The following is a 12,543-nucleotide window of genomic DNA, read 5'->3' on the forward strand; positions in this document are numbered from 1 at the left end:
AGCCATTGGGGGGCGATGTTCGGGATTCTGGGCTTCAGGCGTCGTTCAGAGCTGTGGGCAGGTCGTATCCAGCAATAACCCCCAGTCACTATCGCGCACACTCGATCCGGGGACTTTCGGATTGGGGGACGGTGGCATGGAAACACGAAGCTTCAGCGCGGCAGAACGACTGGAACGGCTGCCCATCAGTGGTTATCACCGCATCATTTTCATCATCATTGCCTTGGCGTTTTTCTTCGACTCCATGGACCTGGCGATGATGACCTTCCTGCTCGGCTCGATCAAAACCGAGTTCGGCCTGAGCACGGCGCAGGCCGGGTTGCTGGCCAGTTCGAGTTTCTTCGGCATGGTGGTGGGTGCCTCGCTGTCCGGCATGCTGGCCGACCGCTTCGGGCGCAAACCGGTGTTTCAGTGGAGCATTGTGTTGTGGGGCATCGCCAGCTACCTGTGTTCCACGGCGCAGAATGTCGAAATGCTGACGCTGTTCCGAATCCTCTTGGGGATCGGCATGGGCATGGAGTTTCCAATTGCGCAGTCGATGCTGTCGGAGCTGATTCCGGCCAAGCGTCGTGGGCGTTACATCGCATTGATGGACGGCTTTTGGCCGCTCGGTTTCGTCGCGGCCGGGGTGCTGTCGTACTTCCTGTTGCCGGTGATTGGCTGGCGCGACATCTTTCTGGTGTTGGCGGTGCCGGCGGTGTTCGTCCTGGCGATTCGTTTTTTCATACCCGAGTCACCGCGATGGCTGGAACAGGCCGGGCATCATGATGCAGCGGACACGGTTTTACACCGCATTGAAGAACGGGTTCGGGCTTCATTGGGTCGTTCGGATCTGCCTGAGCCGATTCGCCTGCCACGGGTGGCGAGTCAACCGGGCAACTTCTTCTCCGCGCTGCGGGAAATCTGGTCGGTGCAATATCGCCGGCGCACGATGATGATCTGGAGCGTGTGGTTCTTCGCCTTGCTGGGTTTCTATGGCTTGACGTCCTGGCTCAGTGCGCTGCTGCAACAGTCGGGTTTCGCCGTGACCCAGTCGGTGTATTACACGGTGCTGATTTCCCTCGGCGGGATTCCCGGGTTCCTCATGGCTGCCTGGCTGGTGGAGCGTTGGGGGCGCAAACCGGTGTGCGTCGTGACCTTGCTCGGCGGCGGGGTGATGGCGTTTCTTTATGGTCAGAGCGCGGTGTTCGGCGGCAACGTCAGCCTGTTGATCACATCGGGGCTGCTGATGCAGTTCTTCCTGTTCGGCATGTGGGCGGTGCTCTACACCTACACCCCGGAGTTGTACCCGACGTCGGCACGGGCCACGGGCTCGGGGTTCGCTTCGGCCATCGGCCGCGTGGGTTCGCTGCTCGGGCCAATGGTGACCGGGCTGGTGTTCCCGATGACGGGGCAGGGCGGGGTGTTTGCGTTGGGGGCGATGTGCTTTGCGATTGCAGCGGCAGTGGTGTGGATCTTCGGGATGGAAACCCGGGGCAAGACATTGGAAGAATTGAGCGAGCCGGTGATCATCAATTAATCACCGAACCTGTAGGAGCGGGCTGGCCCGCTCCTACAGGTTTATCGGGTGACCTTTAAGGTTTCACCAACCGCGCATCCAGGCTGTTCTGCGCCAGACGCTTGGCCTGATCCTGGGTCATGCCCAGATCGGTGTACAGCGCGTGGAAGTTCTCGGTGACATAGCCACCGAAGTACGCCGGGTCATCGGAGTTCACCGTGACCTTCACGCCGCGTTCGAGCATGTCGAGGATGTTGTGCTGGGACATGTGATCGAACACGCAAAGCTTGGTGTTCGACAACGGGCACACCGTCAGCGGGATCTGCTCATCGATGATCCGCTGCATCAAGCGCTCGTCTTCGATGGCGCGCACGCCGTGGTCGATGCGTTGGATTTTCAGCAGGTCGAGGGCTTCCCAGATGTACTCGGGCGGGCCTTCTTCACCGGCGTGGGCCACGGTCAGGAAGCCTTCGTGGCGGGCACGGTCAAATACGCGCTGGAACTTGCTCGGCGGGTGGCCCATTTCAGAGCTGTCAAGGCCCACGGCCACGAATGCATCACGGAACGGCAGCGCCTGGTCGAGGGTTTTCTGCGCTTCGTCTTCGCTCAAGTGGCGCAGGAAGCTGAGGATCAAACCGCTGGTGATCCCCAGTTGCTGCTCGCCATCTTTCAATGCGGCGGCGATGCCGTTGAGCACCACTTCGAACGGGATGCCACGGTCGGTGTGGGTTTGCGGGTCGAAGAACGGTTCGGTGTGAATCACGTTCTGTTCCTTGCAGCGCAACAGGTAGGCCCAGGTCAGGTCGTAGAAATCCTGGGAGGTGCGCAGCACATCGGCGCCCTGGTAATACAGGTCGAGAAACTCTTGCAGGTTGTTGAAGGCGTAGGCCTTGCGCAGGGTGTCGACGTCGTTCCACGGCAGGGCGATCTTGTTGCGTTCGGCCAGGGCGAACAGCAGCTCAGGCTCCAGCGAACCTTCCAGGTGCAAGTGCAATTCTGCCTTGGGCAGAGCGTTCAGCCAGTCGTACATTTTTGAAATCTCATCAAGTGCAATGGGGGCATTCTACAGATGCCCGCCGAAACAATGAGTAAAACCTGACCAGCCGGTTCATTACACGGCTTCCTGTTCCCGTCGATAAGCGTAGGTGTCGGCAAAGCGCGAGAGCAAGAATTCGGCGCAAGTGGTGGCCGGATACTTCGCCGGATGCTGTTCGTCCTGGCAACCGGGCAGGCATTCGATGGGGGTGTCGGGGTGTGGCTCGGCAAAGAACGGCATCGAGTACCGATTCACTCCCCGCGGGCTGATCACCCGATGTGGCGTCGACAGGTAACGGTCGTTGCTCCAGCGCGCCATCATGTCGCCGAGGTTGACCACGAACGTGCCTTCGATCGGCGGTGCATCGATCCATTCGCCTTTTACGTTGCGCACTTGCAAACCGCCAGCGGCGTCCTGGTAGAGCAGGGTGATGCAACCGTAATCGGTGTGAGCGCCGGCACCTTGCTGATCGATGGAGCTGGCAGTGTGGCGCGGCGGGTAATGGATCATCCGCAGCACGCTGACCGGCTCTTTGAAACGGCTATCGAAGAAGTCACGCTCGATACCCAATGCCAGGGTCATGGCTCGCAGCAGGGTTTGCGCGAGTGCTTGCATGTCGACGTAGTGTTGCTCCATCAGCGCTTCCCAACCGGGCATCGACGGATGACGGTTGGGTCCGCGCAAGGGTTTTTCCGCCAGCACATCGGGATGATCGGCCGGCAGATGCAGGCCCATGTCGAAGGTTTCTTTCAGGTCGCTGGGTTTGCTCGGGTCGAGTTGTTCGGTGGCGATGGCGCCATAGCCGCGGTGGTGGCGGGTCCGGGTGATGTCGATCTTGAGTTTTTCGGCGGCGGGCAGGGCGAAGAAGCGTTGGGCATGGTCGAGCACAGCCTCGATGCGCGACGAAGCGATCGGGTGGCCCTTGATATAGAAAAAGCCCCATTCGCGGCAGGCGCGGTCGATGCCTGTGGCGACCGATTGCCAGGCTTGAGCGTCATCGCTGTAGAGCGGGGCGATGTCGATGATCGGGAGTTGGTTCATGAAGTGTTCCAGGCGAGGTTTTATGCTGGGGCCAAAAGATCGCAGCCTCGCTTCGCTCGACAGCTCCTACAGGGGAATGCGAAATCCTGTAGGAGCTGCCGAAGGCTGCGATCTTGGCGGTCCCACTGACGGAAATTTACTTCGGCATCTCGGCCTTCATGCCTTCCACGTAGTAGTTCATCGACGCCAGTTGTGCATTGGTCGCGCTCACGCCCGCCGGGATTTTCTCCACGCCGGCCTGATCCTTGATCGGCCCGGTGAACGGATGCAACGCGCCGCTCTTGATGTCGGCAATGATCTGCTCGGCTTCGGTTTTCACTGCGGCCGGCACCAGGTCGCTGATTGGCAGCTCAACCGTGCCTTCCTGCAAACCGCCCCAGTAATCCTGGGATTTCCATGCATGGTCGAGCACACTTTGGGTCGCCTGAATGTAGTGCGGGCCCCAGTCGTTGACGATAGACGTCAACACCGCTTTCGGCCCGAAGTGCGCCATGTCCGATGCATAGCCGACGGCATACACGCCACGCCGTTCTGCTGCCTGGATCGGCGCCGGGCTGTCGGTGTGCTGGAACACCACGTCCACGCCCTGATCGATCAGCGCATTGGCGGCGTCGGCTTCCTTGCCCGGATCGAACCAGGAATTGACCCACACCACTTTGATCTCGGTGCCCGGGTTGTACTTGTTCAGGGCCAGCTGGATGGCGTTGATGTCGCGGATCACTTCTGGAATCGGGAAGGAAGCGACGTAGCCGATTTTCTTGGTCTTGGTCATCTTCGCCGCAAGGAAACCGCCGACGTAGCGGCCCTCGTAAGTGCGTGCCAGGTAAGTGCCGAGGTTCTTGTCCTGCTTGTAGCCTGTGGCGTGTTCGAAGGTCACCTTGGGAAATTGCTTGGCAACTTTCAGGGTCGGGTTCATATAGCCGAAAGACGTGGTGAAGATCAGGTCGTACTGGTCCTTGGCCATGTTGCGGATCACCCGCTCGGCATCGGCGCCTTCGGCGACGTTCTCCACGTAGTTGGTGGTGATCTGGTCACCGAACTTCTCCGCCAGTGCCTTGCGTCCCTGTTCATGCTGATACGTCCAGCCGTGATCACCGATCGGGCCGATATAGACGAAGCCGACTTTCAGCGGGGCGGCAGCACTGGCGGTCAGGCTGGCGCTCAGACCGATGGCTGCGGCGACAGCGCAAAGCAGCTGCTTCAACGGACGTTTGTGCATGAACTGGAACTCCATTTTGTTGTGAGGTGTACCGGGTCAATGCAAATTGCTGACCAACAGGACAACAAAATAAAAAGATCGCAGCCTTCGATACCTCACGCCTCTGTAGGCGCTGCCGAAGACTGCGATCTTTTGATGTTCAATACATCACCGGAGCCAACCCGGTGCAGAGGCTCCAACTCATGCCATCCGCTGGTGCGGACAGCTCACACAAAGCTGTGGGAGCGGGGGAGTGTGTCAGGTGCCGGCGATCAACTGCCGAGCCGCCTGGCTGTGATCGGCGATCAACCCTTTCAGATCCAGCCCCACGACTTGCCCATCGATCACCCGCCATTTGCCGCCGATCATCACCCGGTCCGCCCGGTCCGCGCCACACAGCAGCAGCGCCGACACCGGATCATGGCTGCCGGAGAAGCGCAGTTCATCCAGTTTGAACAGCGCCAGATCCGCTTGCTTGCCCACCGCCAGTTCGCCGATGTCGCTGCGCCCAAGCAACTGCGCCGAACCCTTGGTGGCCCAGCCCAATACGCGTTCCGGGGTGATCTTCTCTGCGCCATAACGCAGACGCTGGATGTACAGCGCCTGTCGGGTTTCGAGCATCATGTTCGAGGCATCGTTGGACGCCGAACCGTCCACGCCCAGGCCCAGCAACGCGCCAGCGTCGATCAACTCGATGGTTGGGCAAATCCCTGAAGCCAGGCGCATGTTCGAACTCGGGCAATGGCAAATACCGGTGCCGGCCGCGCCGAGGCGGGCGATTTCGTCGGGGTTGAAATGAATGCCGTGGGCCAGCCAGGTGCGTGGGCCGAGCCAGCCGACGCTGTCCAGATAATCCACGGTACGCAGGCCGAAGCGTTGCAGACAGAAGTCTTCTTCATCGAGGGTTTCGGCCAGGTGAGTGTGCAGGCGCACGTCGAGGGTGTTCGCCAGTTCGGCGCTGGCAGACATGATTTGCGGGGTTACTGAAAATGGCGAGCAGGGCGCCAAAGCGATCTGGATTTGCGCGCCGTCACCCCGTTCGTGGTACTCGGCAATCAAGCGTTGGCTGTCGGCGAGAATCACTTCTCCTTCCTGAACAGTTTGCTGCGGCGGCAGCCCCCCGTCTTTTTCACCAAGGCTCATTGAACCGCGAGTGAGCATGGCGCGCATGCCCAGTTCGCGGACACTCTCGACCTGCACATCGATCGCATTTTCCAGGCCTTCCGGAAACAGGTAATGGTGATCGGCCGCAGTGGTGCAGCCAGACAGCAGCAACTCGGCCAAGGCGACTTTGGTGGCGAGGGCGAGTTTTTCCGGCGTGAGCCGGGCCCAGACCGGATAGAGGGTTTTCAACCACGGGAACAACGGCTGATTGACCACCGGCGCCCAGGCGCGGGTCAGGGTTTGATAGAAGTGGTGATGGGTGTTGATCAGCCCCGGCAAGATCACATGTTCGCGGGCATCAAAGACTTGTCCACAGGGTGCTGACGGTTGCTGGCCGACGCCGAGCACTTCGACGATCAAACCGTCTTGCAGCACCAGACCGCCACGGGCATCGAGCGCGTTGGCCGTGAAAATGGCGAGGGGATTTTTTAACCAGGTACGGGTCGCAGGCATAGTGGCCGGCTCCTCTGAAAGTGGGGTTCAGGGTTGCCAGCTCAGTGTTGCCCTGTCTGCTGATCCAGGGTCGCCGCGGGGGGCGAGGTGCGGAGTTTCGAACAAAACCGTGTTCCGGGCAAGCCTCACGCGACCAGACGATGCAAAAGCCTGTGGGAGCCGGGCAAGCCAGTTCCCACAGGGGGGAGTGTTACCAGGGAATGGTTTCACCCCGGTAGTTCACAAAATGATGCCCGCCCTTGCCGGCATACGCATTCACCTGGTCGATCAACCCGCGGGTGCTGGTTTCCACATCGATGTCGGCACCTTCGCCACCCATGTCGGTCTTCACCCAGCCCGGGTGCAGCGACAGCACGGTGAGTTTCTGTTCGCCCAATTGCGTGACGAAGCTGTTGGTCATCGAGTTCAGCGCCGCTTTGCTGGCCTTGTACAGCGCCAGCTCCGGCGCGTCGGGCATGGTCACGCTGCCCAGCACCGAACTCATGAACGCCAGCACGCCACTGCCTTCACGAATCTGCGCGACGAAACGCTGGGCCAGGTTGATCGGCGCCACGGCGTTGGTGAAGAACAGTTGACCGACCTCGGCCAGGGTCGCGCCACCCGGCGTCTGGACCTCCGGCCCCTTGACCCCGGCATTCACGAACAACAGGTCAAACACCTCGCCCTTGAGCTGTTGGCTGAGGGCGATGACCGCTTGCTGGTCGTCCATGTCGAGTTTTTCGATCCGTACCTTGCCCAACGCCTGCAAGGCTTCGGCACCCTGTGGGTTGCGCACGGTGGCGGTGACTTGCCAGCCGTCGGCCAGCAGGGTTTTCACCAGACCGAGGCCCAGTCCCCGGGAGGCGCCGATGATGAGTGCGGTTTTTGCCGTGGACATGAATGGCTTCCTTGATGTCTCGAGAGGGCTTGACCCTGGAGCATACTCCAGGCTTTAGCCTTGTTGCTCCCTGAATGTATGGAGCAATGCCAATGTGGACTTCAACGCAATATCGTCAACTGGTGCGTGGCAGCGGGTGGTACGACCTGATCGTCACGGCGGCATTTGCCACGCCGTGGAGTTTTGCGGCGTTGCATGGCGTGCTGTTAAACCTGAGTCAGACTTTCAATCTGCCCGGCGAGCTACCGCCGTTCGAGCCGGTGCACATGTTGATGGCGAATCTGTTGGGCTCGATTGTGTGCGTATGGGCCGTGCTGCGGATTCGCGATCCGCAGCAGATGTTTGGGCGATATGACGCGGTGGGGAGGTTTCTGTTTTCGGCCTGGCAGGCTTATGCGCTGGCCCGTGGGGCGAGTTCGCTATTGGTGATTTTCCTGTTCTTTGAACTGATGTGGGGTGTGGCCCAAGCGTTGCCTGTTCGTACGCCTTCGCGGGCCACCACTTAATGCCCCGCCCGCCACGGCTGCCCCAACGACACCGGCGCATACAATCGTGTGCGCACGGCATCCCGGGACAGCAGCACCAACACCACAATGGTCGCGACATACGGCAGCATCGCCAGCAGACTCGACGCAATCGCCAGCCCCAAGCCCTGCGCCACCAAATGCAGGATGCTGGCGAGACCGAACAGATAAGCTCCAAGCAGCAACCGCCACACTCGCCAACTGGCAAACACCACCAGCGCCAGGGCAATCCAGCCGCGACCGGCGCTCATGTTCTCCGCCCACATCGGCGTATAGGCCAGGGACAAATATGCCCCAGCCAATCCCGCCATCGCCCCGCCAAACAGCACCGCCAGCGTACGCACGCGCAACACCGGCAAGCCCATTGCACTGGCGGCGTCCGGGCTTTCGCCGACCGCCTGAATAATCAACCCGACGCGACTTTTCACAATCACCCAGGCCACCAGCGCAAACAGGGCAAACGACAGATACACCAGCAGGTCCTGGGCAAACAGCATCCGCCCGATCAGCGGAATTTCACTCAGATAAGGAATCGCCAGCGGCTCGAAACCCGCCAGCGGTTTGCCGACCCACGCAGCGCCAACGAAGGTTGACAGGCCCACGCCGAAGATCGTCAATGCCAACCCTGTCGCCACCTGGTTGGCGTTGAACACCAGCGCCACCAGGGCGAACAGCGACGACAACAGCATCCCGGCGAACATCGCCAGCAACACGCCGAGCCAGAGGTTGCCGCTGTTCAGGGCGACGATAAAACCGATCACCGCCCCAAACAGCATCATGCCTTCCTGCCCAAGATTGAGGACGCCGCTCTTCTCGCAGATCAACTCGCCCAACGCCACCAGCAGCAGCGGTGTGCCACAGCGAACCATGGCATAGAAAATATTGCTCAGCAGATCGATATCCATCACAAGGCTCCTGCTTGTACGGCGGTGGTCGAGGTGCGCCGTACCCAGCGCAGGTTCAAACGTGGTCGGTAGAGAATCAGCACGTCACTGGCCAGCAGGAAAAACAACATCATCCCCTGGAACAATTGAGTGATGGCTTGCGGCAGGTTCATGCTCATCTGCGCGCTTTCGCCACCGATGTACAGCAGCGCCATCAACAGGCTGGAAAACAGAATGCCGATGGGATTCAGCCGCCCGAGAAACGCCACGGTGATCGCCGCATAGCCATAACCCGGCGAAACCTGCGGCACCAGTTGGCCGATGGGCCCGGTGACTTCGCAAACCCCGGCCAGCCCCGCCAGGCCACCGCTGATCAACAGCGCCAGCCAGATCAGCCGCTTCTCGCGAAAGCCGACAAATCCCGCCGCGCGCTTGTCCAGCCCGAGCACTTTGATCTGGAAACCGACAAAGCTCTTCTGCAACAACACCCACACCGCAACCAGCGCGAGCAAGGCGAAATACACGCCCGCATGGACCCGACCGTCCTCCATCAACAACGGCAAACGACTGGCATCGCCAAACATCGCCGACTCCGGAAAGTTGAACCCGGCGGGGTCCTTCAGCGGCCCGTGAACGCAGAACAGCAGCAGGTTCAACGCGATGTAATTGAGCATGATGCTGGTGAGGATTTCATTGGCGTTGAAGCGTGTACGCAGCCATGCCGTCAGCCCGGCCCACGCGGCACCGGCCAGGGTGCCGGTGAGCAGGATCAACACCAGCGCCCAACGGCTTTGCAGGTCGATGATGTTCACCGCCAATGCACTGCCGGCCAAGGCGCCGAGCAGCAACTGACCTTCGGCGCCGATGTTCCAGATCCGTGCCTGATACGCCACTGCCAGGCCCAATGCACAGAGCAGAATCGGCAATGCTTTGACCAACAACTCAGAGACCCCGTACAGGTCGCTGATCGGTGCAATCAGCAAGGTGTGCAAGGTCAGCAACGGGTCGTGGCCCAGCGCGATAAACAACAATGAGCCACAGCCCAGGGTCAACACAGCCGCCAGCAACGGCGAGCACCACAACATCAGGCGCGATTGCTGGCCACGGGGTTCGAGAGAAAGCAGCATGTGAAACTCCGTTAAAACGTTACGGGTGCAGGTGATTGGGGTGCATCGAACTGGCCGGCCATCCAGCCGCCGACATCGATCAGGCGGGTGTCGACGGTGGCTTGCAGTGCCGACAGCCGGCCGCCGCACAGGGCGCCGAGGCGATCGCTGATCTGGAACAGTTCGTCGAGGTCTTCGGAGATCACCAGGATCGCCGCCCCAGCGTCGCGCAAGGCGATCAGCGCCCGGTGAATGGTCGCGGCGGCGCCGACGTCCACGCCCCAGGTCGGGTGCGCGGCCACCAACAACCTGGGTTGCTGAAGGATTTCCCGGCCGAGGATGAATTTCTGCAAGTTGCCACCAGACAGGCTGCGAGCCGCTGCCTGGGCATCGGGTGTCTTGACCCCGAAGCGGCGGATGATGTCTTCGGCCAGTGCCTCGACTTTGCTGCGCTGGATCAATCCATTGCTGACCAGCCCTTGTTGAAATGCGGTGAGCAGGGCGTTATCCGCCAGGCTCAGTTCCGGTACCGCGCCATGGCCCAGACGCTCGGCGGGGACGAAGGCCAGGCCGAGTTTGCGTCGTGCATCCGGCCGCAGGTGCGCCACCGGTTGCCCGGCGAAACAGATCGTAGCGCCGTCATTCCTCGGTAGCTGTTCTTCACCGCTGAGCAAGGCCAGCAACTCATCCTGGCCATTGCCGGCCACCCCGGCGATACCGACGATTTCACCGCTGCGCACCTCGAGATCAATGTCCTTGAGCGAGCAGCCGAACGGGTCCGGGTTGTGCCAGGACAATCCAGTCACGTTCAGAAACGCGTCAGCCCCCCTGACCTTCGGATAGTCAGTAATCAGCTCAGCGGCTTCACCGACCATCAACTGCGCCAGTTGCCGGTCCGAACACTCGGCCGGCACGCAATGCCCGGCCACTCGTCCGCCGCGCAACACCGTGGCGCTGTGGCACAGCGCGCGCACTTCGCCGAGCTTGTGGCTGATGAACAGAATGCTGCAGCCCTCGGCGGCCAGTCGGCGCAACGTGATGAACAATTCGTCGGCCTCTTGCGGGGTCAGTACCGACGTCGGTTCATCGAGAATCAGCAGGCGGATGTCCTGCATCAGGCAGCGAATGATTTCCACCCGCTGACGCTCGCCGATGGACAAGCTGTGGACCAGTCGCTCCGGTTCCAGCGCCATGCCATAGCGTTGGGACACCTCGCGGATTTTCGGTTCAAGCTGCTTCGGCGTACCGGCCGCAGCGCCCATCGCCAAGGCGATGTTCTGCGCCACGCTCAGGGTTTCGAACAGCGAGAAATGCTGGAACACCATGCCGATCCCGAGGCTGCGGGCCTGGGCCGGATTGCGCATGGTCACGCGCTGGCCCTGCCAGATCATCTCCCCTGAGTCGGCGTGTGTGACGCCGTAGATGATCTTCATCAGGGTACTTTTGCCCGCACCGTTTTCGCCGAGCAGGGCGTGGATTTCACCGGGCGCAATGCTCAAGTCGATGGCATCGTTGGCCAGGCAACCGGGGTAACGTTTGCTGATTCTGCGCAATTGCAGGCGGGGTGTTTGATCGGGGGGAGGCGCAGGGTTGGACATGACAGGCTCGGGTCGCAAAAGGATATGCCTGTGGATAAAGCAATTTCCTGGCCATTGAGTCAGGAAATCGACAAAAGCCTGCTGGCACAGGCGTTGCGGACGCTGCCTCGACCTATTCCAATTCCTGGAGAGGCACCACTTGAGGGCAAGCCTTTTGATCAGGCTCCGGTTTTGCGCGTGATCAATTGGTCAAAAAACGAGCAATAAGCTGCAGGCATTGTCAGGCATGGGGCTGCGCCAGCCATGAACGGGTTATCCACAGCTTGTTCCACAGTATCTGTGCGCAAGCCGACCGTGTGGGCATAAGCACCGAGGGGCTTTCTTCTAATGGCGATAAACCACTCTAACTGATTGTTTTTACGTGGAATAAACGTCGCGGATGGCGAGTTGGACGAAAAATGAGCAAAGCCCGCAAAGCCGCATGACAGAAGGGTTACAGCAGAATGTGCTCAGGTTATCCACAGCCGGGTGCACAGCAGATGTGGGCAAGTGTCGAGAGCAAAGAAAATCGGGGTGCCCCAAAAGATCGCAGCGGCCACAGGCGCGTAGAGCTGCCGAAGGTTGCGATCTTTTGATCTTAACGCTGCAACAAAATACGCCCGCGACTTAAGTCCGCCAGCTGCGTTTGCAGCGTACTTATCTGCCCGTCGCCAATCGCCAATTGCAGTTCCACACCATTGGCCGTGAAGGTTTCCTCCACCACCAAACCACCCAGCTCCGCGACCCGAAGCTTCACCAACGCCAACTCGCCAAATGCACAGGCACAACTGACCGGCACCCGACTGATCAACTCGACTTTCGGTGCCCCTTGCAGGCATTTGTTGGCACTGCCGCCGTACGCTCGGGCGAGGCCGCCGGTGCCCAACTGGATGCCGCCATACCAGCGGATCACTACGACCGCGACCTGATCGCAATCCTGCGCTTCAATCGCCGCAAGGATCGGCCGGCCAGCGGTGCCACCGGGTTCGCCATCGTCAGTGCTGCGGTATTGATCGCCGAGCTTCCAGGCCCAGCAATTGTGCGAGGCGTTCAAATCACTGTGTTGCTCGATGAACGCCTGGGCATCGGCTGCGCTGGTGATTGGCGCGGCGAGGGCGATGAAGCGGCTTTTGCGAATCTCTTCGCGGTATTCGCAAAAACCGCTGAGGGTAAAAGGCATGGGTG

General features: G+C 60.6%; 12 protein-coding genes. 3 read left to right on the forward strand and 9 right to left on the reverse strand.

Annotated elements, in window-relative coordinates:
* Window positions 1–136 precede the first annotated feature (136 nt).
* Window positions 137–1,519 carry an MFS transporter gene (locus tag PGR6_RS03220; RefSeq protein WP_028940369.1) on the forward strand — a complete coding sequence of 461 codons (1,383 nt, stop codon included), beginning with the start codon at window positions 137–139 and terminating at the stop codon, window positions 1,517–1,519.
* A gap of 55 nt (window positions 1,520–1,574) precedes the next feature.
* Here the strand turns inward: PGR6_RS03220 and PGR6_RS03225 are convergent, their stop codons facing one another.
* The 5 genes from PGR6_RS03225 to PGR6_RS03245 all read right to left on the reverse strand — a co-directional run bounded on the left by PGR6_RS03225 (window position 1,575) and on the right by PGR6_RS03245 (window position 7,267).
* The gene (locus tag PGR6_RS03225; RefSeq protein WP_018928377.1) at window positions 1,575–2,528 is read right to left on the reverse strand and encodes an adenosine deaminase; all 954 of its coding nucleotides are present in this window, start codon (window positions 2,526–2,528) and stop codon (window positions 1,575–1,577) included.
* A gap of 81 nt (window positions 2,529–2,609) precedes the next feature.
* Window positions 2,610–3,575, reverse strand: a complete 966-nt coding sequence (locus tag PGR6_RS03230; RefSeq protein ID WP_064616087.1) for a 2-oxoglutarate and iron-dependent oxygenase domain-containing protein — start codon at window positions 3,573–3,575, stop codon at window positions 2,610–2,612.
* Window positions 3,576–3,711: 136 nt separating this feature from the next.
* The gene (locus tag PGR6_RS03235; RefSeq protein WP_018928375.1) at window positions 3,712–4,794 is read right to left on the reverse strand and encodes a BMP family ABC transporter substrate-binding protein; all 1,083 of its coding nucleotides are present in this window, start codon (window positions 4,792–4,794) and stop codon (window positions 3,712–3,714) included.
* A gap of 237 nt (window positions 4,795–5,031) precedes the next feature.
* Entirely contained in the window at window positions 5,032–6,390 is a 1,359-nt protein-coding gene (locus PGR6_RS03240; protein ID WP_064616088.1) for an 8-oxoguanine deaminase, read from the reverse strand.
* Window positions 6,391–6,580: 190 nt separating this feature from the next.
* Window positions 6,581–7,267 carry an SDR family oxidoreductase gene (locus tag PGR6_RS03245; protein ID WP_019582311.1) on the reverse strand — a complete coding sequence of 229 codons (687 nt, stop codon included), beginning with the start codon at window positions 7,265–7,267 and terminating at the stop codon, window positions 6,581–6,583.
* 92 nt (window positions 7,268–7,359) lie between these two features.
* On the opposite strand from PGR6_RS03245, the gene PGR6_RS03250 reads away from it, so the two are divergent.
* Entirely contained in the window at window positions 7,360–7,773 is a 414-nt protein-coding gene (locus PGR6_RS03250) for a hypothetical protein (RefSeq protein ID WP_064616089.1), read from the forward strand.
* On the opposite strand, the gene PGR6_RS03255 is transcribed toward PGR6_RS03250, so the two are convergent.
* Genes PGR6_RS03255 through PGR6_RS03265 form a run of 3 tightly spaced genes read right to left on the reverse strand, consistent with a single transcriptional unit; the run spans window position 7,770 to window position 11,379 of the window.
* Window positions 7,770–8,696 (reverse strand): ABC transporter permease, encoded by a 927-nt coding sequence (locus PGR6_RS03255; protein WP_019582313.1) that lies wholly within the window; start codon window positions 8,694–8,696, stop codon window positions 7,770–7,772. The two genes, PGR6_RS03250 and PGR6_RS03255, sit on opposite strands and share 4 nt — an antisense overlap.
* Window positions 8,696–9,802, reverse strand: a complete 1,107-nt coding sequence (locus PGR6_RS03260; protein ID WP_018928370.1) for an ABC transporter permease — start codon at window positions 9,800–9,802, stop codon at window positions 8,696–8,698. The genes PGR6_RS03255 and PGR6_RS03260 overlap by 1 nt, the downstream gene beginning before the upstream one ends.
* Window positions 9,803–9,813: 11 nt before the next feature.
* Window positions 9,814–11,379 carry an ABC transporter ATP-binding protein gene (locus PGR6_RS03265; RefSeq protein WP_064616090.1) on the reverse strand — a complete coding sequence of 522 codons (1,566 nt, stop codon included), beginning with the start codon at window positions 11,377–11,379 and terminating at the stop codon, window positions 9,814–9,816.
* Window positions 11,380–11,409: 30 nt separating this feature from the next.
* On the opposite strand from PGR6_RS03265, the gene PGR6_RS29855 reads away from it, so the two are divergent.
* A complete protein-coding gene (locus PGR6_RS29855; RefSeq protein ID WP_156523279.1) occupies window positions 11,410–11,586 on the forward strand; it encodes a hypothetical protein in 177 nt (58 codons plus the stop codon).
* Window positions 11,587–11,956: 370 nt separating this feature from the next.
* Here PGR6_RS29855 and PGR6_RS03270 read toward each other — a convergent pair whose 3' ends face one another.
* On the reverse strand, window positions 11,957–12,538 hold the full coding sequence (locus PGR6_RS03270; RefSeq protein ID WP_018928368.1) for an IMPACT family protein: 582 nt from the start codon (window positions 12,536–12,538) through the stop codon (window positions 11,957–11,959).
* Between the last annotated feature and the right edge of the window lie 5 nt (window positions 12,539–12,543).

It is taken from the genome of Pseudomonas sp. GR 6-02 (assembly GCF_001655615.1).
In the GTDB taxonomy this organism is placed as follows: Bacteria; Pseudomonadota; Gammaproteobacteria; order Pseudomonadales; family Pseudomonadaceae; genus Aquipseudomonas.

Excerpts from the sequence above, each read along its gene's own strand:
- PGR6_RS03240 (WP_064616088.1), bottom strand. The coding sequence starts at position 6,390 with ATGCCTGCGACCCGTACCTGGTTAAAAAATCCCCTCGCCATTTTCACG.
- PGR6_RS03245 (WP_019582311.1), bottom strand. The coding sequence starts at position 7,267 with ATGTCCACGGCAAAAACCGCACTCATCATCGGCGCCTCCCGGGGACTG.
- PGR6_RS03270 (WP_018928368.1), bottom strand. The coding sequence starts at position 12,538 with ATGCCTTTTACCCTCAGCGGTTTTTGCGAATACCGCGAAGAGATTCGC.
- PGR6_RS03230 (WP_064616087.1), bottom strand. The coding sequence starts at position 3,575 with ATGAACCAACTCCCGATCATCGACATCGCCCCGCTCTACAGCGATGAC.
- PGR6_RS03265 (WP_064616090.1), bottom strand. The coding sequence starts at position 11,379 with ATGTCCAACCCTGCGCCTCCCCCCGATCAAACACCCCGCCTGCAATTG.
- PGR6_RS03235 (WP_018928375.1), bottom strand. The coding sequence starts at position 4,794 with ATGCACAAACGTCCGTTGAAGCAGCTGCTTTGCGCTGTCGCCGCAGCC.
- PGR6_RS03225 (WP_018928377.1), bottom strand. The coding sequence starts at position 2,528 with ATGTACGACTGGCTGAACGCTCTGCCCAAGGCAGAATTGCACTTGCAC.
- PGR6_RS03250 (WP_064616089.1), top strand. The coding sequence starts at position 7,360 with ATGTGGACTTCAACGCAATATCGTCAACTGGTGCGTGGCAGCGGGTGG.
- PGR6_RS03260 (WP_018928370.1), bottom strand. The coding sequence starts at position 9,802 with ATGCTGCTTTCTCTCGAACCCCGTGGCCAGCAATCGCGCCTGATGTTG.
- PGR6_RS03255 (WP_019582313.1), bottom strand. The coding sequence starts at position 8,696 with ATGGATATCGATCTGCTGAGCAATATTTTCTATGCCATGGTTCGCTGT.
- PGR6_RS03220 (WP_028940369.1), top strand. The coding sequence starts at position 137 with ATGGAAACACGAAGCTTCAGCGCGGCAGAACGACTGGAACGGCTGCCC.